Origin of the sequence: Alcaligenes sp. Lyrl_28 (assembly GCF_051948705.1) — a bacterium.
GTDB classification, from domain to species: domain Bacteria; phylum Pseudomonadota; class Gammaproteobacteria; order Burkholderiales; family Burkholderiaceae_B; genus Alcaligenes; species Alcaligenes ammonioxydans.
Genome location: NZ_JAYJLG010000005.1, coordinates 69,445 through 89,597, shown reverse-complemented (window position 1 = coordinate 89,597; position 20,153 = coordinate 69,445). Strand labels below are relative to the sequence as shown.

The window sequence follows — 20,153 nt, the reverse complement described above, 5'->3', positions numbered from 1 at the left end:
AATTAGACGGCATCCCCGAAAACGTGTCCACCATGTTCACGTAATGCGTGGAATTCAATGCCTGGATTGAGCTCCTGCGCCACACGCAATTGCGCTGGCGAGCTTGCTAAAAAGGCAGTGGCCTCGACCACGTCATAGGCAATATTGCCAGCGTTGGTCTCGATGAACTTCTTCATGTCTTTAGGGTCTTTGGCCGTGACCCAGCGTGCCATGTTGAAGCGGCTGGACGACAGGCGGGCTTCCACGCCATATTCTGTTTTCAGACGATGGGCCACCACTTCAAACTGCAACTGGCCCACGGCGCCCAAGAGCATCATGCCGCCTGCCATATGGGGGCGAAACACTTGAATGGCGCCTTCTTCGCCTAGCTGGGTCAAGCCGGTACGCAATTGTTTGGTGCGTAAAGGATCTTTGACCTCAATGGATTGAAAGAGTTCAGGGGCAAAGAACGGCAGGCCGGTAAACTGCAGATTTTCGCCTTCGGTCAGCACGTCGCCCAGTTGCAGAATGCCGTGGTTGGGCACACCGATGATGTCGCCTGCAAACGCATCGTCCAATAGCTCGCGACGCTGGGACAGAAAGGACACCACGTTATTGGGGCGAATCTCTTTGCCGGTACGTGATACTTTCAGTTTCATGCCACGCTTGAAGTGCCCGGAGCTGACACGAACAAAGGCGACGCGGTCGCGGTGAGCGGGGTCCATATTGGCTTGCACCTTGAACACCACACCACTGAATTTGGGCTCGTCGGGCTGCACTTCGCGTTGCAGGGCAGCGCGTGGGCCCGGCGCAGGAGCCAGATCCACCAGCGCGTCCAATACTTCTTGCACGCCAAAGTTGTTGATGGCCGAACCAAAGAATACCGGGGTTTGCTTGCCTGCCAGGAACAAGTCCAGGTTGAACTCGGGCGCTGCTGCATTCAGCAGTTCGATCTCTTCCTGCGCTTTTTCAAATGGCTCGCCAAAGCGCTCGGCAATCACGGGGTTGTCCAGGCCAGGGATGATCTCATCCTCGCCATGACGCTCCTGACCGGGCTTGAACACACGCATATGGTTGGCGCGCAGATTGAACACGCCGCCAAAGCGACGCGCCATCCCGATCGGCCAGGAAAACGGCACCACTTCCATACCCAGGTGCGATTCAATTTCCGACAGGACATCCAGTGGCTCTTGAACTTCGCGGTCCAGCTTGTTCACAAAGGTGATGATGGGCGTATTGCGGGCCCGGCACACTTGCAAGAGGCGAATGGTTTGCGGTTCCACACCGTTGGCGGCGTCAATGACCATCAAGGCAGCGTCCACGGCGGTCAGCACCCGGTAGGTGTCCTCGGAGAAGTCCTGGTGACCGGGGGTGTCCAGCAAGTTGATGACGCAGTCGCGGTATTCCATCTGCATGACCGAGGAGGCCACCGAGATACCCCGTTGCTTTTCAATTTCCATCCAGTCCGAGGAAGCGTGGCGGCTGGCTTTACGAGCCTTGACGCTACCGGCAATCTGAATCGCGCCCGCGAACAGCAGCAGTTTTTCAGTCAGTGTGGTCTTACCCGCGTCAGGGTGAGAAATAATGGCAAAAGTGCGGCGTTTCTTGACTTCAGAGCGTATGTCACCGGACGACATTGAAAATCCTTGTGGCAGCGCCAGTCTGGCGCGTGGAAAACAGTGAGCGAATTATCCGTAAAGCAGGGCCTGGGGGCAAGCGCAGGCGCGCACGAGGCTAACGTGACACGCTGGCCAATACCGTTCCTGCCAGAATAAATAGCGAACCGAACACGCGGTTCAACAGCCGGACGTGGCTGGCCTGACGAAGCACATGCAACATGCGTGCCGCCAAGGAGGTGTAGCAACCCATGGCCACCAGATCCGTAAAGCACAGGGTCAGGGCAATGAGCAAGTATTGCAAGGGCATCGGCCGATTCACGTCCAGAAACTGGGGCATGATGGCCAGCAGAAATACCAGACCCTTGGGGTTGGTGATGTTGATCAGACAACCCCGAAGCAGCAAATCGCGGATGCGAAAGTCGCTGGGCGCCTGACCGGTGACTTGTACCGGCATGGCGTCGGTGCGCAGTTGCTTCCAGCCCAGATAAATCAGGTAGGCTGCGCCCAGCCACTTGAGCGTGGTGAACGCCAGTTCCGAGCGCGCCATAACTTGTCCCAATCCCAGGCTGATGATGAACACCTGAATCATGATGCCGATATTCAGGCCGATCGCCATCCAGTAGCCACGCTTGAAGCCGTATTTCAGGCCGGATGACATGGAGGAAATCGCACCTGGGCCAGGTGAAAACGAAATGACCCAGGAAGCCGCGAAAAAGGCGAGCCAGGTGCTCAGTGCCATGATGTGCTCGGTTCAAAGGCGGGCACTGCGCCCGCCTTTGGCAGGCACAGTCCCTTGGCGGAGTTTAGGCTTTGGCTTGTGCGGCGCTACGGTTGCTGCGGTTGGGACCGCGGCTGTCCTGACGGCCACCAGGGCGACCCTGACCGGCACGGGCCGCACCACCACCGGCTGCACCGGGGGCGGCGCTGCGACGTGGGCGGTTGTCGTTGCCAGGCCGGCGCGGACGGCTTTCACCATTGCCGCCGCGGCCTTCAGCGGAGCGGGCTTGGCCAGCACCGTTGGGACGACGGGCAGCAGGAGCACGAGCGCCAGGAGCGCTGTTGAAGCGACGCTCTGCGTACGTGTCTTCCTTGGCTTCTTCGGCCAGAGCAGCGCGCGAAGGAGGCGTCCAGCCTTCCACCACGATGCGGTCGATCGGATTGCGGGTCATGCGCTCGATCTGCTTGAGCAGGCGCATTTCGCTGCGATCCACCAAGGACAAGGCCACGCCTTCGCTGCCGGCACGGCCCGTACGGCCAATACGGTGAACGTAATCTTCCGGCACGTTGGGCAACTCGAAGTTGACCACGTAAGGCAGTTGGTCAATGTCCAGACCACGCGCGGCAATGTCAGTGGCAACCAGCACCACGACCTTGCCATTTTTGAAACCGGCCAGAGCACGGGTACGAGCCGCCTGGCTCTTGTTACCGTGCAGGGCTTCGGCGGCCATGCCGTCTTTCGACAGTTTTTCAGCCAGACGGTTAGCGCCGTGCTTGGTGCGGCAGAACACCAGAACCTGATTCCAGCTGCTTTCGCGGATGATGTGGCTGAGCAGATCGCGCTTGTGCGCCTGTTCCGCCAGAATCACTTGCTGGGTAATCAGTTCGTTGGTGGTGTTGCGGGCAGCAACGGCCACTTCGTCAGGGTTGTTGAGCGAACCGCGGGCCAGTTCGCGGATTTCGTCCGAGAAGGTGGCCGAAAACAGCAGGGTCTGGCGCTCTACCGGCATCAGGCTGATGATCTTGCGGATATCGCGGATAAAGCCCATGTCCAGCATGCGGTCGGCTTCGTCCAGCACCAGGATTTCCACGCCGGTCAGATCGACTGTGCGCTGACGCACGTGGTCCAGCAAGCGGCCAGGGGTGGCCACCAGAATGTCCAGCGGTTTGCGCAGGGCATGGAACTGGGGGTTGATGTTCACGCCACCAAACATGACCATCGAGCGCAGACGGGTGTGCTGGCTGTACAGACGGACCGATTCCTCGACCTGGGCGGCCAGTTCACGGGTTGGGGCAAGAATCAGCGCGCGTGGGCGGCCGGGTTTGCGGTTTTGCTGAGGGTTGTTCAGCAGGCGGTGCAGGATAGGCAGGGTAAAGCCGGCCGTTTTGCCAGTACCGGTTTGCGCAGCGGCTAGCAAGTCGCCCCCTTCAATGACCTTGGGGATGGCCTGGGCCTGAATAGGAGTGGGGTGGGTATAGCCTGCGTCAGTTACAGCACGCAACAGAGGTTCTGCCAGCCCAAGGGCGGCAAAAGTGATTTGAGAGTCCAAGAATTTTCCAGTGACTAGCCCAAAAGCCCTCTTCGGGGCCCTACCAATCCAGGCTAAGGTATTTTGTTTATGGCGACAATGCCACGGCAGGGGCAAGAACGCCGCCTGCTGCAAGAGGCGCAGTGATTGGTGCGCTGCGCAATCTGACATTATAGCGTGAAATCAGTAAAAATCCTCATTGACCATCTTGTATCATTTTGCGCGGTCGCGTTAAAACAACCTGTTTCAAGGCTAAAAGGTCAGCGTGGCGGGCACGGCGGATTTGACAGAAATTGTTAAGCACCGCCATAGACGCACTTGTTATGCTGCAGTACGCGGTTTACGCTTGGCGTGCACGCACTGCCTGACGGGTTTGGGCACGTGCCCTGGCAAATGGGGTGTAACCTGTTTTTGTTGTTTATCTGCTTATTTTTGCAGGAAAAAAATCATGACATCATGGATTCGATGGGTCTTTATCAGCAGCATGGCGGTCTTGCTGTCGGGTTGTGGGTATAACGAGATCCAGCGGCTGGACGAGCAGGTCAAGGCCGCGTGGTCGCAAACCTTGAATCAATACGAGCGCCGAGCCGAGCTGGTGCCCAAGCTGGTCAGCTCGGTCAATGCCTATATGGTCAATGAGCGCACGGTACTCACGCAGGTTACCGAGGCGCGCGCCAAGGTGGGCACCATACAGATGAAAGTCGAGGATATTGATAATCCCGAGGTCATGGCGCGCTTTCAGGAAGCACAGAACCAGTTGTCCTCAGCCTTGTCGCGCCTGATCGCGGTCTCGGAAAACTATCCGCAGCTCAAAAGCGACGGGCTGTTTCGTGATTTGATGACGCAGCTGGAAGGCACGGAAAACCGTATCGCCACCGAGCGCGGTCGTTACGTGCAGGCAGTGCAGGAATACAACCTGTACATTCGCCAGTTCCCTACCCTGATTACCGCCAAGCTGTTTGGCTACAAGGTCAAGGAAAACTATGGGGTGGATCGTCAGAGCGAAATCACGCGTGACCCCGAAGTCAAATTTGATATTCCTGCGACACCGGCTCCTGCCGGGTATTGAGTGACTCTGGAGGGGGTGCCATGAAGGTGTCCGATCTTGCACCGACGACCGGGCTTGGGTCTGTACGGACAGGCAGGCTGGTTTGGGTCTGTCTGCTGACGGTTTTGCTGATGTTGTGCTGGCCGTGGGGCCAGGCGCAGGCCAAACCCGAGCCGATTCCCGCCATTGCCGGTTGGGTGACGGACACCACCGGCACCCTGAGCGCGGAGCAGAAAGAGGCCCTGAACCAGCAGCTCAAGGCTGTGGAGCAGGAAAAAGGCGCACAGGTGGTGATCCTGATGGTGCCCACCACGGGTGAAGAAACGATCGAGCAATACGCCCTGCGTGTTTTTGATCAGTGGGAGATCGGTCGCAAGAAAGTGGACGATGGCATCTTACTGCTGGTGGCCAAAGATGATCGTCGCATGCGTATCCAGACTGGCTATGGTCTGGAAGGCGCGGTGACAGACCTGCAAGCTGGCCGCATCATCCGAGAACAAATGACCCCTCGCTTTATCGAAGGCAATTTCTACGCCGGCATTCAGGCTGCGACGGATAGTTTGGTGGGGCTGGTCAACGGCGAGGAACTGCCCCCGCCCCCTAAAAATGCCCCTGTCACTTCGTCCGGGGAAGATGGGGTGTTCTGGGAGCCTTTGCTGGCCGTCGGCGCGATCGTGTTTTTTGCTTCGCCCTTGTTTGCGGCCTTTGCCGCGGGGGTGTTCACGCTGGTGGTATCGGGCAGTATTGGTCTGGCTTTGCTGGCCGCCGTCGTTGGTGCGGGTTTGAGCATGATTGGCCGACTCTTTGGGGCAGGCGGCAAGTCCAGCTCCGGGCGTGCTTCGCGTCGTGGCGGCGTCATTGGAGGCCTGGGCGGTTATTCCTCGGGCGGTTTTGGCGGCAATGGCGGCAGCAGCGGTGGGGGTTTTGGCGGCTTTGGCGGTGGCAGCGGCGGTGGTGGTGGCGGCAGTGGAGGCGGTGGCGCCTCCGGTAGCTGGTAAGGCCACAGGGGAGCAACATGAGTGTGAACTGGAAAGAGTTGTCGGGCTGGGCATCGGTGCACGGCCAATGGCTGCGCCGACGTCATTTCAACGCGGAAATGCTGGGCCATCTGGCTGAACAGATTCGCAAGGGTGAACAGAACCATAGTGGCGAGCTGGTGGTGGCGATCGAGGCCGTCCTGCCGGCGCACGAAGCGGACAGTGCCCAACGTGCCCTGGAGGTGTTCGGTCGTTTGCGTGTATGGGATACGCCGCTCAATTCCGGTGTCCTGTTGTATCTGGCTCTGGGGCAGCGGCATATCCACATCATTGCGGATCGTGGCATCCAGGCCGACCCGGCCCAGTGGGCGCGGATCTGCCGAGAGTTGGAAAAGGATCTGGCGGCCCGCGAATATCTGTCTGGCTTGCTGACGGCGGTGGAGGCGATTGAGGCGGTGTTGCAGCAAGGCGCGCCGGCGCATGATCCGAATGATGCGCGCGTCAATGCCTTGCCTGATGAACCTGTGCTGCTGTAAAGGGGGCCCAGGGCCATGAAACCGTCTGCCCCTGTCGGCTCCTGGCAGCAACAAACCTTGGTTGAAGCCATACGTTTGCGTGAGACCCTGTGGGGGCCCCTTGAAGACCTCTCGGAGTCGCGACGTGCACGGGCGGCGGGTGGCTCATTTGCTCGACGCGTAACGGCGCGAGCCCTGGCTCTGGCTCAACGTGACGGGTTGGAGCAGGCCTGGAGTCGCTGGTGGCGCGTGGCGCGTCTTCTGATGGTCGCGATGGCCGTGCTGGCGGTGTTGGCCGGTGCTGCGACCGCAGCCGGTGCCTTGGGCGATGGCCGTCGTGCCGTTAATGTGGTCACGGCCGTAGGAGCCTTGTTGGGACTGCATGTTCTGACTTTTATTTTCTGGTTGCTCAGTCTGGCCTTGTCGGGGAAAACGACCGGCGCTGGCAGTTGGGCTGGCGATCTGTGGTGGTGGCTGAGTCGCCGCTTCGTCAAAGGCGAGGCCAGTCTGGTGCCGCAGGCTTTTGCCGCCGTGTTGGCGCGCCGTGGCAGTCAGTTCTGGCTGGCGGGATTGATCAGCCATGGTTTGTGGGTGTTGGCCTTCCTGTCGGCCCTGAGCACCCTGCTGTTATTGCTGGCTTCGCGTCGCTATCACTTCAACTGGGAAACCACGCTTTTGACGCCAGAGACCTTTGTCTGGCTGGTTGAAGGCCTGGGCGTCCTGCCGTCCTTGTTGGGCTTTACCTTGCCCGATACCCTCACCATACGTAGCAGCGATGGCTTGCACATGCTGGATGCCCAGGCTCAGGCCCTTTGGTCCAGCTGGTTGCTGGGTGTGGTGGTCACGTATGGCCTGCTGCCTCGTGTGCTGGCCCTGGCCTGGAGCCTGTGGCAATGGCGTACACACACGGCGCGACTGAGCTTGGACGACAGTTTGCCGGGTCTGGCGGAATTGCGCCCGCGCCTGATGCCTGCCAGTGAGCCTACGGGCGTAGACGAACTGGCCTCGCCCGACAAAGTCGCCCGGATTCACAATGAGCCCGGCGCTCTTTTAGCGGCTCATGCTCTGTGTGTGGTGGGGCTGGAGTTGCCGCCCGAACACCGTTGGCCGCCTGCCTTTATCCAGGAGGACATGCAGGATCTGGGTCGCGTGGATTCACGGGCCGAGCGTCTGGCCATTTTGGGCCGCCTGCAGTCAGCGAGCCCTCGTCATTTGTTGATGGTGTGTGACGCTGCCCAGACCCCGGATCGGGGTGTGGTCGCCACCTTGGTGGAATGGGCGCAGTTGGCCCAGCAGTCCGATGTCATTTTGCTGGATGAGGCCTTGGCCGATCCTGAGCAGGCACGCCGTCGCAGCTGGCATGAACGCTTGGTGGCGGCCGGTTTTGCGCCGGGACAGATACACGATCAATGGCCTGACCGGCCTTTGAAGGAGCCTTCATGAATGCTGCGGCTTTGACGCTGGCGGTGGTGGGCCATACCAATACCGGCAAGACCTCCTTGTTGCGCACCCTGACCCGGGACGCCGCTTTTGGTCAGGTCAGCAACAGTCCCGGCACCACACGGCATGTAGAAGGAGCCCGGCTGACGGTGGACGACGAGGCTCTGGTAGAGCTGTTTGATACCCCCGGCCTGGAAGACAGCATGGCTTTGCTGGACTTTATGGATCAGCTGAGCCAGCCTGGGGAGCGTATTGATGGGCCGGAACGGATTCGGCGCTTTCTGGAGTCCCCCGCGGCGCAGGGACGCTTTGAACAAGAGGCTCGCGTGCTGCGTAAGTTGCAGTCCTGTGATGCCGGTTTATACGTGGTGGATGCACGCGATCCTGTGCTGAGCAAGCATAAAGATGAGCTGACGCTGCTCGCCTATAGCGGGCGGCCTTTGCTGCCTGTTCTGAACTTCGTGCGCAGCCCGCAGGCTCGGGTGCAGGAATGGCGTAGTGCTTTGGCCCGCTTGGGCCTGCATGCCTTGGCAGAGTTCGATACGGTAGCGCCAGCGCTGGATGGCGAAGCGTTGCTGTACGACAAGCTGGCGGTATTGCTGGAGACGCAGGCCGGGGTGTTGCAACATCTGAAAATGGATTTGGCCCAGCAGGCGGCCTTGCGGCGTCGGGATGCCCTGCGGCTGTTGGCAGAGTTGCTGATTGATGTGGCCGCCTGGCGAGTGAGTACGCCCTCGGACAAGGAATCCATGGCCTTGGCGGTGCAGCAGTTACGGGAGCCGGTCCTGGCACGCGAGGCCAAGAGTGTTCAGGCTTTGCTCAGACGCTACAGCTTTGGCCGTCAGGATGTGGTGGCAGATCTGCTGCATTTTGAGGGAGGCCGTTGGGGTATGGATTTGTTTGATCCCCAGGCCTTGAAAGAGTTTGGGGTGCAGTTGGGTAAGGGCGTGGCGGCTGGCGCCATGGCCGGTGCGACACTGGATGTGATGACTGGTGGCTTGAGTCTGGGAACGGGAACGGTTCTGGGCGCACTGGCCGGCGGTTTGTGGCAAGGCGCGGACAAGTGGGGCCAGCGCTTGATGGGCAGGCTGCGAGGCGAGACCGAGTTAAGTGTGGATGACGCGGTGCTGCGCCTGTTAGCGGTGCGCCAGCTCAGTTTGATTGCGGCTCTGGAGCGGCGCGGTCACGCGGCGCAAACGCCTATTCGGCTGGGCGAAATTGATGCTGAGGATTTCGATCAGGCCTTGCAGCGGGAATTGAATGTCTGGCGTGCGCAAAGCCTGCCTGAGGAGTTGGCGCAGGCTCGGATTCATCCGACCTGGTCCGCCTTGCGCAATGACTACGCGCCGGATTCGCGGCGTGAAGCCTGTGTGCAGAGCCTGGTCAAGCACTTGCTGGGAGCGCGCAATGCGCCAGGGGCCAGCTCGGTTGGGCAGACACAGCGATAACGCAGTCGGCTTTATTCCTTTTCCTCGCGTGGCAAGTGGGCATAACAGACCGGCGAGCTGGGTTCCCTTGCGTCATGGATGCGGTCCTCGTTGGCCAATGCGTTGAGCACGGCCTGTTTTAGCACCGTCAAATACGAGGTGTGTGGGTCATGGGCGGCGCTTAGCAATTGCAGTTCGCCTTTGCGGGCCAGCGTCATCAAGGGCAGCAAGGCGTCGGGGTCCTGCTCCAACTGTTGTTGATAGCGGCGCTGAAATTGCTCAGGGGAAATGTCGCCTTTATGAAGACCCTTGCGCAACTCCGGTGTGGGGCTGGCTTCGTGCAGCCACTGGATATCGCCCAACGCTTCTTTGCGCAGGCCGCGTGGCCAGAGACGGTCTGTCAGGACACGGGCAGCCTTGCCGGAAGACGCATGGATGGCATCGTAAACGCGATTCAAGGTGATGATGTAAGGCATGACAGGCTCCGGGAACGTCGGGTGTCCTGGCGCTCAGTCGCGATGGCTGGTCGTTTTCTGCTTCTGTGCGTCGGGGCCGCCGCAGTAACAAGCGGCGGTGAATGCGGCTGCTAAAGGCAAGCAGCAAGCTGCAGCAGCTTCCCGGACTTGTGTAGCCCGTTTCCGTGCGAGGGTGAGGTTCAGGTCTCAACCACCTGGCCGTCAAGGCTGCTGCAGTGTTGGGGGGTACGTGTGGCGCTTTACGCCTTCTTACTGACCAGGCCGTAGATAAACAGGACGATGATGGCACCCACGATGGAACCGATCCAGCCAGCGCCTTCGCCGGGGACGTACCAGCCCATGGCTTGACCCAGATAGCCGGCTACAAATGCGCCGACAATCCCCAGGATGGACGTCATTATCCATCCCATCTTCTGGTCGCCAGGCATGATCGCCCGCGCCAGCAAACCTACGATAAAGCCCACAACAATCATGGAGATAATACCCATCGTTCTACTCCTGTTCTGTGTTTGCCGGTCATAGGTTCAGACCGCTGGGTCTATCTTAGGTAGGGAGTTTTTGCACGTCTATCGTTTTGCGTATCTGAAACCGTTAAAAACGTCAGGCTTTGTAAATGGATGATCCTTATCCGGGCTGCTGCTAGTGTGCGAATGTCGCGCAGCCTTGCGAAGAACCGGCTATTTCCCTTTGCCCGTGACTCTGGCTGTCGGTGGGCTTTCACCGGAATTTTGCGCGGACAGCGCTACGATGGGGTAAAGCGAGAGGTGTGCGCTGTCACTGAGGGGGTGGCCTGAGCCTGCCCGTTCTTGTTTAACCTGCCTTGTTTGAGGGTGTGCTGATGACGATTCCCTTGCCCATTCTGGACCTGAAGCAGTGCGATGCCGAACACGCTATGCGTGCGTTCATCGGCTGGTGGCCCGATGCGCAAACCCGGGCCTGGCTGGCCGAACAGGCCCGTCAGGCCCAGGCCCTGTATGGTGGACGGATGATGCAGTCTGATCACTTTCACTTAACCCTGGCTTTTCTCGATAGCAGCCCCGTGTCGGCGCTGCAGTCCTTGGCGACACGAATGGCTGGATGGACGGTGCCGGATATCAAGCTGGATCTGACCGTACGGGATGTGTTTGAAAAGCCCAGGGTGGTGTGGGCCGGTCCTGACGACTCGCAAAAGCAGGCTCTGGATGCCCTGCAACAGTGGCATGAGGCAATCTGGTCCAGCTTGACCGGGCTGGGCTGGGCACAGCCTCCGCGCCCTTTTCGACCGCACGTGTCCTTGCTGAGACATGCGCAGATTGTGGCGGGCCGAGCGCATGGCCATAGGTTGTCGCCCCAGGCTTTTGTCGGTGATGGTGCTGGCTTGATTGTGTCCGTTCCCTGTGAACAGCGGAGCCAATATCATCTTGCCGCCATGATGGGCTCAGAAAGGACAGGTGCATGAATATTCGTTTTTTGGAAACCTTCATCTGGATTGCTCGCTTGGGCAGTTTTCGGGCGGCCGCGAACAAGCAGCATTTGACACAGGCTGCGGTGTCGGGACGGATTGCAGCCCTGGAGAGCGAGTTTCAGAAAACCCTGTTTGAGCGCGGTCATCGGGATTTGCGTTTGACTCCCGCCGGGCGAAAACTGATGCAGTACGCCGAGCAGATGCTGGGCATGGAGCACGATCTGCGCGAGGCCCTGGCAGGTTCCAGCCGCTTGAGCGGCCGTGTGCGTCTGGGGGTGGTCGAGTCCATTGTGCATACCTGGTTCAAGGACCTGATTCGCCAATTGCATGCCCTGTATCCCGAACTGGAAATTGAGCTGACTGCTGAATCCACGTTGCGCCTTCATGACCTGCTCAAACGCGGAACGATTGATGTGGCCTTGCAGACCGATCCCATCATGGGCGATGGCATACGCAATCTGCCCATGGGGTCGATGCGTATGGGCTGGGTGTGCATGGCCGATGAGAGCATGCCGGTCCGTAGTGGCTTGCAGGAGTTGGTCCAACGCTGGCCCTTGGTCACCTTCCCTCGCGGCTCGCAGCCCCATCTGGCCTTGGTGCAGTTGCTTGACCCCTTGCCGGTAGATCAGGCCCGGATTCATTATGTCTCTTCCATTGCCGCCAGCATGCAACTGATCGAGGCACAACCCAGTATTGCGACCTTGCCCCTGGCGGCGGTCAGTCGTCAGCTCAACAGTGGGCTGTATCAGGAAATCGTCTGTGAGCATGCCTTGCCGGACTTGCGTCTGGTGGCCAGTTGGCGACCCGATCCCTTGACGCAAACGGCTCAGGCCGTCATTGGGGTAGCGCTGGAGCGCATGCATCATTTTGCTGCCGAGCATCCAGGTCTGGCTTTACCCCCGCCAGACACGCGTGTTTTTGCCATCTAGCCTTTGAGGGTTTTCCCCTTGCCCGTACAGGTGTACGACCGCCGCGCTTGCTTGATAAGCTATATCTCGCGCCATTCGCTAGAACTGATCGCTTTTTCCGATTGCTCCAGGTTGAAATAAACCGTTTGGTCTCTGCCCGGCAGCCGTTGGACACTCCCACAAAGCGTGTGCAATGACTTTGATTCGGGAGAGCTGTCGTGTCTGCTATTTTTCGTACGGATCGTGATGCGCCGGGGGAGTTGTTCATCTGGACAGATATCGCCCCGGAACATGAGCGGGATTTCAATCAATGGTATGAGCGCGAGCACATGGCCGAGCGTGCGGCCATACCGGGCTTTCAATGGTCGCGACGTTATGTGCGTCAAGGGGTCGGGCGCAAGTATCTGGCCCTGTATCGCACCGAGTCCCTGCGGGTCTTTGGTACCCCCGAATATCGAAAAGCATTTGAGCAGCAGACAGACTGGTCCAATACCAACTTTGCGCGCATGAGCAATACCCAGCGCCGCGTGATGGCGGTGAGCGTGCTGGGCGGGGCCGGTACGGGCTCACATGTTTTGCTGGTGCGTCTGCCTGAACGTGCACATCAGCAAAGCCTGGCCCGTCACAGTGCGGCCTATCTGGAACAGGTGGATGGTTTGGTGGCCTTGCGTGTGCTCACGCCTGATCCCGAGCTCTCGACCCCCCTGCCGTCCGAAGATACGCAGCAGCGTCGTTTGGACCCGTATCTGGTGGCGGATCTGACCACCCCGGAGGCTGCGCATGTCTTGGCCGCCCGCTTGCAGCAGGATCTGGGCGTGGCAACGAACGATGTATCCGAGTTTTCTTTGTTGTGGGATCTGCAGTCACGGGATCTGAATGCGAGCCGTTCATAAGACGGCTATCACCTCAATTCTTGGGAGAAGCGACATCATGATTAAAAAATTACTTTCCATGGCTTGCGTACTGGCGTTGGCAGGGACCGCGCAGGCGGCCACCAACTGGAACATGAGCACCGAGCAGCCTGACAACAACTTTCTGACACAGAATGCGCGTGAGTTCGCGGCCGATATCAAAGCGGCGACCAATGGCGAGTTGAATATCAATGTGCAATCGAACTCGGTGCTGCTCAAGCGTCCCGAGGTCAAGCGTGGCGTTCAGCAAGGTGTGGTGCAGGCCGGGGAGATGCTGGTGGCGGCCATCGGCAACGAAGATCCTTTGTTTGAAGTCGACAGCGTGCCTTTCCTGGCCTCATCCTTTGACCAGTCGGAAAAGCTGTGGAAAGCCACCCGTCCGTTTCTGGCCGAGCGCCTGGACAAGCAAGGCATCGTGCTGGTCTATGGCTCCCCCTGGCCTCCACAAGGCATTTACACCAAACAACCGGTGGAGCAGCTCTCGGATCTGGCTGGCGTCCGTTTCCGTGCCTACAGTCCGGCCACCAGTCGCCTGGTTTCCTTGATGGGGGCGGTGCCCACCACCGTGCAAACACCTGAGGTGCCACAGGCGTTTTCTACCGGCATTATTGATGCCATGCTGACCTCGCCGGCCACGGGCGTGGATTCACAGGCCTGGGACTACGTGAAGTATTACTACGACGCGCAGGTGTTCATTCCGCAAAGCTTTGTGATTGTGAATAAGCGCGCGTTCCAACGCCTGCCCGAGAACGTGCAAAAAGCCGTGCTGGAAGCTGGGGAACGGGCTGAGCAGCGTGGCTGGGCGATGTCGCGTGAACAGACGTCCAAGCTGACCCAGACCATGGCCGATAAAGGCATGGTGGTCGGCCCGCTCAGCGACAAGCTGGCTGCGCAGTTGCAGGCTATCGGCCAGACCATGACCGAAGAATGGCTGAAGAAAGCGGGGGCCGACGGCCAGAAGCTGCTTGATACTTACCGTCAGCCCTAAATCAGGAGTGCGTCCATGATTGTGCTGGAGCGTATGGCCAGAGTATGCGGCGCACTGGCCGCACTCTTTCTTTGCCTGATCGGGGTAGTGGTGACGGCGCAGATTGTGGCGCGCCTGTTCTCCATGCAAATACCGGCGTCGGACGACTTCGCAGGATGGTTTATGGCAGCGTCGATTTTTCTGGCGCTGCCCTACGCCATGCTGCAGGGCGATCATATCCGCGTCTCTTTGTTGTTGCAGGTGATCCCCGAGCACCTCAGGCGCCCTTACGAATTGTTGGCCACGCTGATTGGGCTGTTGCTGGCCGCCTGGTGTACCTGGGAGACGGCCCATTTTGTGTATGAGTCCTTTGTGTACAAGGAAGTCGCTCAGGGCATGGTCGCGGTGCCCCTGTGGATTCCCCAACTGGGCATGCCTGTTGGTTTGGGTCTGCTGACCCTGATGTTGTTGCGGCGTCTGCTGCGTGTGGTTCAGGGTCAAGAATTGGAGGCAACGGAACATGGCTGATTTATCTCAGGCAATCGTCTTGTTTGTGGCTCTGCTTGCCTTGCTGGCCAGTGGCGTGTGGGTGGCGCTGGTCCTGATCGCTTGCGGTATCTTGTCTATTTTTTTGTATGCAGATGCACCGGCGGGCATTATTTTTGCCACTAAAGCCTGGGACTCCTCGGCTAGTTGGGCCCTGACAGCCCTGCCCTTGTTTATCTGGATGGGGGAGATTCTGTATCGGACCCGGCTGGCGGAAGATATGTTCAGCGGGCTGGGGCCGTGGGTGCAGCGTTTGCCGGGTCGTCTGGTTCATGTCAATACCTTAGGTTGCGGCATTTTCGCGGCAGTCAGTGGTTCTTCGGCTGCCACGGCTGCCACCATTGGCCGCATCTCCTTGCCCGAGCTCAAAGCACGAGGCTATGACGACAGCATCAGTATCGGCTCGCTGGCCGGCGCCGGTACCCTGGGCCTGCTGATTCCCCCCTCGATCGTGATGATTGTGTACGCCGTGGCCGCTCAGGTTTCCATCATCCGCCTGTTTGTGGCCGGGGTATTGCCCGGTATCTTGTTGATGTGCCTGTTTTCGGCCTACATCGCAATCTGGTCCATACGTCATCCGGATCGGGTGCCGGCGGCAACCGAGCAATTAAGCCTGGGTGAGAAAGTACGGCGCCTGCGTCTGCTCTTGCCGGTGGTCTTGTTGATTGTGGCTGTGATCGGTTCAATTTACGGTGGTATTGCAACGGCCACGGAAGCGGCTGTGCTCGGTGTCATTGGTTCCTTGCTTATTGCCGCGGTGGGGCGTTCCCTGAATTGGAAAACCTTTACGGCCAGCTTGTTAGGCGCTGCGCGCACCTCGTGCATGATCTCCTTTATTTTGATCGGGGCCGCCTACCTGACCAGCGCCATGAGCTTTACCGGCCTGCCTGCCAATCTGGCTGCCTGGATTGGTTCCTTGGGTTTGAGCCAATACGCCCTGATTGCCGTCTTGACGGTGTTTTTCGTCATTCTGGGCGCCTTTCTGGATGGCATTTCCATTGTGGTGCTGACCACGTCGGTCTTGTTGCCCGCTGTGATGGCGGCCGGTATCGACCCGATCTGGTTTGGCGTCTATCTGATTTTGACTGTGGAAATGGCCCAGATCACTCCGCCCATCGGTTTCAATCTGTTCGTGATTCAGGGGATTACCGGCCGTAACCTGTTTGAGCTGGTGCGCATGGCCTTCCCCTTTTTCTTGTTGCTGGTGCTGGCCACCGTATTGGTGACGATCTTCCCGCAAATCGTCATGGTCTTGCCTAACGCGATGTAAAGGGGGGGGAGATGACTATGGCTTATGTCAGCCTGGGAGCGCAACGCTATAAAGTGGAGCGCGCCTGGACGCAGGCCGATGTGGGCAGCATCACCAGCGTGGCGGTGCTCTCTGATGGGCGTATTGCGGCGTTGCTGCGCCGTCCGGCCAGTGTGCTGGTGCTCACTCCGGATGGACAGGTATCGGCCCGCTGGCCATTGGACGATATGCTGTGCCCGCATCACATCAGCGCCCGTCCGCAGGGCGGCGTGTTGGTGACGGATGTCGATGGGCATCAGGTTGTTGCTCTGGACGGCCAGGGCCATGAGCAATGGCGGCTGGGCATGCCGGAGCAGCCGCGTTGGCAGGAACCGTTCAACCACCCCACCCATGCGATTGAATGTGCAGGGGGAGGCTTGTGGGTAAGCGATGGCTATGGCAATACCGTGGTGCATCGCTTTGACCCGCAGCGTCAGTGGCTGGCTGCGCTGGGCGCGCCGGGCCCGGGGCCTTTGCAGTTCAGCACGCCACATATGCTGGCCGGCGCGGCGGACGGTTCGGTCTGGGTGGCTGACCGTGAAAACAATCGCGTCCAGCATCTGGATGTACAAGGTCGTTATCTGGGGGAACTGCGCCCCTTGTACAAGCCAATGGCCGTGGCCGTACAAACCGACGGTTCCGTTCTGGTCAGCGACCAGACCGCGAGCCTGTCACGGTTTGATCCGGATTCGGGCATCTTGCTGGGGCGTTGTCGGGTGCAGGGCGTGTATGGGCATGGTTTGACCACCGCGCTGGACGGACGGATTTATATAGCAGAAATGTTGCCTGATTGCCTGACTTGCTTACAGCCCGTTTAATTATCCACAAAGCATGAAAAAGTAGTTGGCGCTATGGAAGCGGTCAGCGCAAATCCATTAGACTATGCGCATGAATACGTCTGCGTCTCTGTATGTCCGTACAGACTCCTCTGGTCAGCTGCAATTGCTAGGCGACTGGTCCTTGCGTCACTACGAAGCGTTGCAAAGCAGTTTGCGCTCGCTCGGTGACAAGCAGGGCCCGTGGTCCTTGGATTTCAGCGCCTTGAAGTCGCTGGATACCACCGGTGCTCAGGTGCTGTGCGAGTGGCTCGGAGCCGAGCGTGTGCAGGTGGCTCTGGATACGGCCCAAGGCTTGTCCAAAGAGCGCCATCAGTTATTGCAAACCGTCGCCAAGGCGATGAGTCGCATGGATCAGCGCCATCTGGTTGCGCCCCGCTGGGGCATCACGGATCTGTTCGAGCGGGTGGGCCTGTCCATGGTCCACATTTCGCGCAATATGCGCGAGCTCCTGGGTTTCATCGGCCTGACGCTGGAAACGCTGATCCGCAATCTGCTGCGGCCCAGTCAGTGGCGGGTGACCTCGATTGTGGCGCAACTGGAGGAAACTGCATTTAATGCAGTGCCCATCGTGGCCCTGCTGACGTTTTTGGTCGGTGCAGTGATCGCCTTTCTGGGCGCGACGGTGCTGGCGGATTTTGGCGCCACGATCTACACCGTCAACCTGGTCGGTTTTTCCTTCCTGCGAGAGTTCGCGGTGCTACTGACGGCCATTTTGATGGCGGGTCGTACTGCCAGCGCCTTTACCGCGCAAATTGGCTCCATGAAGGCGAATGAAGAAATTGATGCTCTGCGCGCCCAGGGGCTGAATCCCATGCTGATTCTGGTCATCCCCCGGGTGCTGGCCATGTTGTTGGCCATGCCTATCCTGACCTTTGTGGGCATGCTGGCGGGGATTTTTGGTGGCGCACTGGTGTGCGCCCTGATTTTGGATATCTCGCCGACCATGTTCATCAATATCTTCAATCAGGATATTGATTTGCGACACTTTGTGCTGGGCATGGCCAAGGCGCCGATCTTCGCGTTTCTGATCGCGGTCATTGGCTGTCAGGAAGGGTTCAAGGTCACTGGCAGCGCCCAGTCTGTGGGCGAGCACACCACCTCGGCCGTGGTGCAATCCATCTTTATCGTCATTTTGATCGATGCCTTGGCCGCGCTGTTCTTTATGGAGATGGGATGGTAGAGGCTGCCGTTCGTCCCATTATTCAAGTGCGTGATCTGGACAATCGCTTTGGCGATCACGTCGTGCATGAGCATTTGGATATGGACGTCTACCCCGGTGAGATCGTCGGCGTGGTGGGGGGCTCCGGTACGGGTAAGTCGGTACTGCTGCGCGCCATTTTAGGTTTGCGCCCGCCCAATGGGGGCACGGTTCGCATTTTTGATCAGGAAATCGGTTCTCTGACGCCCGAAGACCGTTCGCGGCTGGAGCGCCGTCTAGGGGTTCTGTTCCAGCAAGGGGCACTGTTTTCCTCGCTGACCGTGGTCGAGAATATTGCGATGCCCTTGATCGAGCATATCGGTCTGTCCCGCTCATCGGCCGAGCATATCGCCGCCATGAAAATGGCACTGGCCGGTTTGCCCGCCAATGCGGCGACCAAATATCCGGCCGAGCTGTCTGGCGGCATGATCAAGCGCGCCGCCTTGGCGCGTGCCCTGGCACTCGATCCGGAAATCCTGTTTCTGGACGAACCCACGGCCGGTCTGGACCCTGTGGGCGCGGGGGATTTTGACCAGCTTATTCTGACCTTGCGCGATGCGTTGGGTCTGACCGTTTTTCTGGTTACACACGATCTGGATACGCTCTACACCATTTGTGACCGGGTCGCCGTGCTGGCGCAAAAGCGTGTGTTGGTCAACGACACGCTGGCCCATGTAGAGCAGGTTGATAACGACTGGATTCGGGAATATTTCCACGGTCCACGGGGACGGGCCGCCCAACAGGCCCAAAGCCGTCGTCAGGAGCATTGTTAATGGAACCGCGTGCCCATCATGTATTGATCGGGGTCTTTACCTTGGTAGTGGCGATCGCTGCTGTCTTTTTCTCGCTTTGGCTGGCCAAGTCGGGGCAGGATGCCGAGACCCGTGATTACGATATTGTCTTTCTGGAAGGTGTGCGTGGCTTGTCACGTGGCAGTGCCGTGCAATACAACGGCTTGCGTGTGGGCGAGGTGCGGCATTTGCGCCTGGACCCGAATGATTTGCAGCGTGTGCGGGCGCAAGTGACGATTCAGGCTGCGATCCCGATTCACGAAGATACCCAGGCTCGCCTGGCGCTGGCCGGCATTACCGGCCAGTCCGTGATTGAGCTTAGCGGCGGCACGCCTAACAGTCCCTTGCTGGAGGCCCAGGATGACGGCTTGCCTACCATTGTGGCCTCGCCCTCTCCACTGGCTCAATTAATGGCCGGGGGCGAGGAGCTGATGGCACAGATCTCCCGGCTGCTGGATAACGCCAATACCTTCTTGTCGTCCGAGAACTCATTATCGCTTTCTGCCAGTTTGCAACAGCTGGAAGCCTTGATGGGGCAGCTCTCGAAGGCCAGTGAAGGCGTGCCGGCCCTGGTAAAAGAGCTGTCCCAGGCCAGCGAACAGGCCACTCGCCTGCTCTCGTCCACGCAGGGGCTTGTGGATCGTCAGGGTACGCAGGCCATGAATGCGATTCAGAAATCCATGGAAGATTTCAGCCGCGCCACTCAAAGCCTGAACAAGCTGCTGGAACAGAACTCGGCCGCTATTGGCCGCGGGGCCCAGGGTTTGACCGAGATCGAGCCTGCCTTGCGTGAGTTGCGGCAGGTACTGGCCGGGTTCCGGGCCGTTACCTCCCGTCTGGAAGAAAATCCGACCGGTTACCTCTTGGGTCGCGACAAATTACAGGAGTTCACACCATGATGCCCACGATTGTGCATCGTTTGCTAAAGGCATCGGTAGTTGGTCTGGCCGCCTTGTCTACGGCCTGCTCGGTTCTGCCTCAGTCCGAGCCCCTGACCTACTATCAGCTTCCGGCGGCAGCGCTGAGCGCCCAGCAAGCCGGTGCTTCGCACAAGCAATTGATTATTCAGGTCAATCGCCCTCATGCGGATCGTTTGCTGGCCAGTTCGCGTATTACAGTTTTGCCTCAAGGCAACGAATTAAGCGCGTATAAAGGCGTGCGATGGGGGGATGATGCGCCTGCCCTGCTGCGCAATCGTCTGGCCGATGGCTTGCGTGACGCCGCACAGTTCCGGGCCGTGGTGCTGGAAGGCGAGTCCGTGATTGCCGATATCGAGCTGGGAGGTACCTTGGGAGCCTTCCAGGTCGAGTATGTACAGGGTGCGCCACGGGTACGCATTCAGCTTGATGCCTTGTTGCGTGACCAGCGTTCTGGCCAGTTGATCCAGACCCGTCGATTTGTGGTTCAGCAGGAGGTGGACGGCACGGCGGTGCCTGAGGTGGTTGATGCTTTTGGGCAGGCTGCCGATGCCCTGTCCTTGCAGGTCAGCCAGTGGTTGGGTTCTTTGACGGTTCAGACCGAGACGTTTTAATGA

Annotated in this window: 21 protein-coding genes; 16 read left to right on the top strand and 5 right to left on the bottom strand. The window is 59.2% G+C overall.

The window, feature by feature from the left end:
- Positions 1-2 precede the first annotated feature (2 nt).
- The 3 genes from VF694_RS12710 to VF694_RS12700 all read right to left on the bottom strand — a co-directional run bounded on the left by VF694_RS12710 (position 3) and on the right by VF694_RS12700 (position 3,865).
- Positions 3-1,616, bottom strand: a complete 1,614-nt coding sequence (locus tag VF694_RS12710) for a peptide chain release factor 3 (protein WP_003804953.1) — start codon at positions 1,614-1,616, stop codon at positions 3-5.
- Positions 1,617-1,713: 97 nt separating this feature from the next.
- Entirely contained in the window at positions 1,714-2,337 is a 624-nt protein-coding gene (locus tag VF694_RS12705) for a LysE family transporter (RefSeq protein ID WP_003804951.1), read from the bottom strand.
- A gap of 64 nt (positions 2,338-2,401) precedes the next feature.
- Entirely contained in the window at positions 2,402-3,865 is a 1,464-nt protein-coding gene (locus VF694_RS12700) for a DEAD/DEAH box helicase (RefSeq protein WP_003804950.1), read from the bottom strand.
- A gap of 427 nt (positions 3,866-4,292) precedes the next feature.
- On the opposite strand from VF694_RS12700, the gene VF694_RS12695 reads away from it, so the two are divergent.
- The 5 genes from VF694_RS12695 to VF694_RS12675 are packed head-to-tail and all read left to right on the top strand — an operon-like array spanning position 4,293 to position 9,272.
- The gene (locus VF694_RS12695; RefSeq protein WP_003804948.1) at positions 4,293-4,913 is read left to right on the top strand and encodes a LemA family protein; all 621 of its coding nucleotides are present in this window, start codon (positions 4,293-4,295) and stop codon (positions 4,911-4,913) included.
- A 20-nt stretch (positions 4,914-4,933) separates the two neighbouring features.
- On the top strand, positions 4,934-5,890 hold the full coding sequence (locus VF694_RS12690; protein WP_003804947.1) for a TPM domain-containing protein: 957 nt from the start codon (positions 4,934-4,936) through the stop codon (positions 5,888-5,890).
- Between the two features lie 17 nt (positions 5,891-5,907).
- Positions 5,908-6,405: a TPM domain-containing protein gene (locus tag VF694_RS12685; protein WP_003804945.1), complete on the top strand. Its 498-nt coding sequence runs from the start codon at positions 5,908-5,910 to the stop codon at positions 6,403-6,405.
- Positions 6,406-6,420: 15 nt separating this feature from the next.
- Positions 6,421-7,827 (top strand): DUF2868 domain-containing protein, encoded by a 1,407-nt coding sequence (locus VF694_RS12680; RefSeq protein WP_440164508.1) that lies wholly within the window; start codon positions 6,421-6,423, stop codon positions 7,825-7,827.
- Complete coding sequence (locus tag VF694_RS12675; RefSeq protein ID WP_003804942.1) at positions 7,824-9,272, top strand: DUF3482 domain-containing protein; 1,449 nt, start codon at positions 7,824-7,826, stop codon at positions 9,270-9,272. Before VF694_RS12680 ends, VF694_RS12675 begins: the two co-directional genes overlap by 4 nt.
- Positions 9,273-9,283: 11 nt before the next feature.
- Here the strand turns inward: VF694_RS12675 and VF694_RS12670 are convergent, their stop codons facing one another.
- The gene (locus tag VF694_RS12670; protein ID WP_003804938.1) at positions 9,284-9,727 is read right to left on the bottom strand and encodes a DUF488 domain-containing protein; all 444 of its coding nucleotides are present in this window, start codon (positions 9,725-9,727) and stop codon (positions 9,284-9,286) included.
- A gap of 239 nt (positions 9,728-9,966) precedes the next feature.
- Positions 9,967-10,215, bottom strand: coding sequence for a GlsB/YeaQ/YmgE family stress response membrane protein (locus tag VF694_RS12665; RefSeq protein ID WP_003804935.1), 249 nt, complete (start codon positions 10,213-10,215; stop codon positions 9,967-9,969).
- Positions 10,216-10,565: 350 nt separating this feature from the next.
- Between VF694_RS12665 and thpR the strand changes: the two genes are divergently transcribed.
- The 11 genes from thpR to VF694_RS12610 all read left to right on the top strand — a co-directional run bounded on the left by thpR (position 10,566) and on the right by VF694_RS12610 (position 20,150).
- Positions 10,566-11,165, top strand: coding sequence for an RNA 2',3'-cyclic phosphodiesterase (gene thpR, locus VF694_RS12660; RefSeq protein ID WP_440164506.1), 600 nt, complete (start codon positions 10,566-10,568; stop codon positions 11,163-11,165).
- Positions 11,162-12,100, top strand: a complete 939-nt coding sequence (locus tag VF694_RS12655) for a LysR family transcriptional regulator (RefSeq protein ID WP_003804930.1) — start codon at positions 11,162-11,164, stop codon at positions 12,098-12,100. The genes thpR and VF694_RS12655 overlap by 4 nt, the downstream gene beginning before the upstream one ends.
- A gap of 197 nt (positions 12,101-12,297) precedes the next feature.
- The gene (locus tag VF694_RS12650; protein WP_003804927.1) at positions 12,298-12,972 is read left to right on the top strand and encodes a DUF4286 family protein; all 675 of its coding nucleotides are present in this window, start codon (positions 12,298-12,300) and stop codon (positions 12,970-12,972) included.
- 37 nt (positions 12,973-13,009) lie between these two features.
- Complete coding sequence (locus VF694_RS12645) at positions 13,010-13,978, top strand: TRAP transporter substrate-binding protein (protein WP_003804925.1); 969 nt, start codon at positions 13,010-13,012, stop codon at positions 13,976-13,978.
- A gap of 15 nt (positions 13,979-13,993) precedes the next feature.
- Positions 13,994-14,485: a TRAP transporter small permease gene (locus tag VF694_RS12640; RefSeq protein WP_003804924.1), complete on the top strand. Its 492-nt coding sequence runs from the start codon at positions 13,994-13,996 to the stop codon at positions 14,483-14,485.
- A complete protein-coding gene (locus tag VF694_RS12635; RefSeq protein WP_131071158.1) occupies positions 14,478-15,773 on the top strand; it encodes a TRAP transporter large permease in 1,296 nt (431 codons plus the stop codon). The genes VF694_RS12640 and VF694_RS12635 overlap by 8 nt, the downstream gene beginning before the upstream one ends.
- A 17-nt stretch (positions 15,774-15,790) precedes the next feature.
- Positions 15,791-16,609 (top strand): peptidylglycine monooxygenase, encoded by an 819-nt coding sequence (locus VF694_RS12630; protein WP_336580026.1) that lies wholly within the window; start codon positions 15,791-15,793, stop codon positions 16,607-16,609.
- 64 nt (positions 16,610-16,673) lie between these two features.
- Positions 16,674-17,810, top strand: a complete 1,137-nt coding sequence (locus VF694_RS12625) for an ABC transporter permease (RefSeq protein WP_003804920.1) — start codon at positions 16,674-16,676, stop codon at positions 17,808-17,810.
- Complete coding sequence (locus VF694_RS12620; RefSeq protein ID WP_131071160.1) at positions 17,804-18,601, top strand: ABC transporter ATP-binding protein; 798 nt, start codon at positions 17,804-17,806, stop codon at positions 18,599-18,601. The genes VF694_RS12625 and VF694_RS12620 overlap by 7 nt, the downstream gene beginning before the upstream one ends.
- Complete coding sequence (locus VF694_RS12615; protein WP_003804915.1) at positions 18,601-19,518, top strand: MlaD family protein; 918 nt, start codon at positions 18,601-18,603, stop codon at positions 19,516-19,518. Before VF694_RS12620 ends, VF694_RS12615 begins: the two co-directional genes overlap by 1 nt.
- Positions 19,515-20,150, top strand: coding sequence for an ABC-type transport auxiliary lipoprotein family protein (locus tag VF694_RS12610; RefSeq protein WP_003804913.1), 636 nt, complete (start codon positions 19,515-19,517; stop codon positions 20,148-20,150). The genes VF694_RS12615 and VF694_RS12610 overlap by 4 nt, the downstream gene beginning before the upstream one ends.
- Positions 20,151-20,153 lie beyond the last annotated feature (3 nt).

Coding starts and splice junctions, on each gene's coding strand:
- VF694_RS12710 (WP_003804953.1), bottom strand. CDS start 1,616: ATGTCGTCCGGTGACATACGCTCTGAAGTCAAGAAACGCCGCACTTTT.
- VF694_RS12705 (WP_003804951.1), bottom strand. CDS start 2,337: ATGGCACTGAGCACCTGGCTCGCCTTTTTCGCGGCTTCCTGGGTCATT.
- VF694_RS12695 (WP_003804948.1), top strand. CDS start 4,293: ATGACATCATGGATTCGATGGGTCTTTATCAGCAGCATGGCGGTCTTG.
- VF694_RS12690 (WP_003804947.1), top strand. CDS start 4,934: ATGAAGGTGTCCGATCTTGCACCGACGACCGGGCTTGGGTCTGTACGG.
- VF694_RS12685 (WP_003804945.1), top strand. CDS start 5,908: ATGAGTGTGAACTGGAAAGAGTTGTCGGGCTGGGCATCGGTGCACGGC.
- VF694_RS12680 (WP_440164508.1), top strand. CDS start 6,421: ATGAAACCGTCTGCCCCTGTCGGCTCCTGGCAGCAACAAACCTTGGTT.
- VF694_RS12675 (WP_003804942.1), top strand. CDS start 7,824: ATGAATGCTGCGGCTTTGACGCTGGCGGTGGTGGGCCATACCAATACC.
- VF694_RS12670 (WP_003804938.1), bottom strand. CDS start 9,727: ATGCCTTACATCATCACCTTGAATCGCGTTTACGATGCCATCCATGCG.
- VF694_RS12665 (WP_003804935.1), bottom strand. CDS start 10,215: ATGGGTATTATCTCCATGATTGTTGTGGGCTTTATCGTAGGTTTGCTG.
- thpR (WP_440164506.1), top strand. CDS start 10,566: ATGACGATTCCCTTGCCCATTCTGGACCTGAAGCAGTGCGATGCCGAA.
- VF694_RS12655 (WP_003804930.1), top strand. CDS start 11,162: ATGAATATTCGTTTTTTGGAAACCTTCATCTGGATTGCTCGCTTGGGC.
- VF694_RS12645 (WP_003804925.1), top strand. CDS start 13,010: ATGATTAAAAAATTACTTTCCATGGCTTGCGTACTGGCGTTGGCAGGG.
- VF694_RS12640 (WP_003804924.1), top strand. CDS start 13,994: ATGATTGTGCTGGAGCGTATGGCCAGAGTATGCGGCGCACTGGCCGCA.
- VF694_RS12635 (WP_131071158.1), top strand. CDS start 14,478: ATGGCTGATTTATCTCAGGCAATCGTCTTGTTTGTGGCTCTGCTTGCC.
- VF694_RS12630 (WP_336580026.1), top strand. CDS start 15,791: ATGGCTTATGTCAGCCTGGGAGCGCAACGCTATAAAGTGGAGCGCGCC.
- VF694_RS12625 (WP_003804920.1), top strand. CDS start 16,674: ATGCGCATGAATACGTCTGCGTCTCTGTATGTCCGTACAGACTCCTCT.
- VF694_RS12620 (WP_131071160.1), top strand. CDS start 17,804: ATGGTAGAGGCTGCCGTTCGTCCCATTATTCAAGTGCGTGATCTGGAC.
- VF694_RS12615 (WP_003804915.1), top strand. CDS start 18,601: ATGGAACCGCGTGCCCATCATGTATTGATCGGGGTCTTTACCTTGGTA.
- VF694_RS12610 (WP_003804913.1), top strand. CDS start 19,515: ATGATGCCCACGATTGTGCATCGTTTGCTAAAGGCATCGGTAGTTGGT.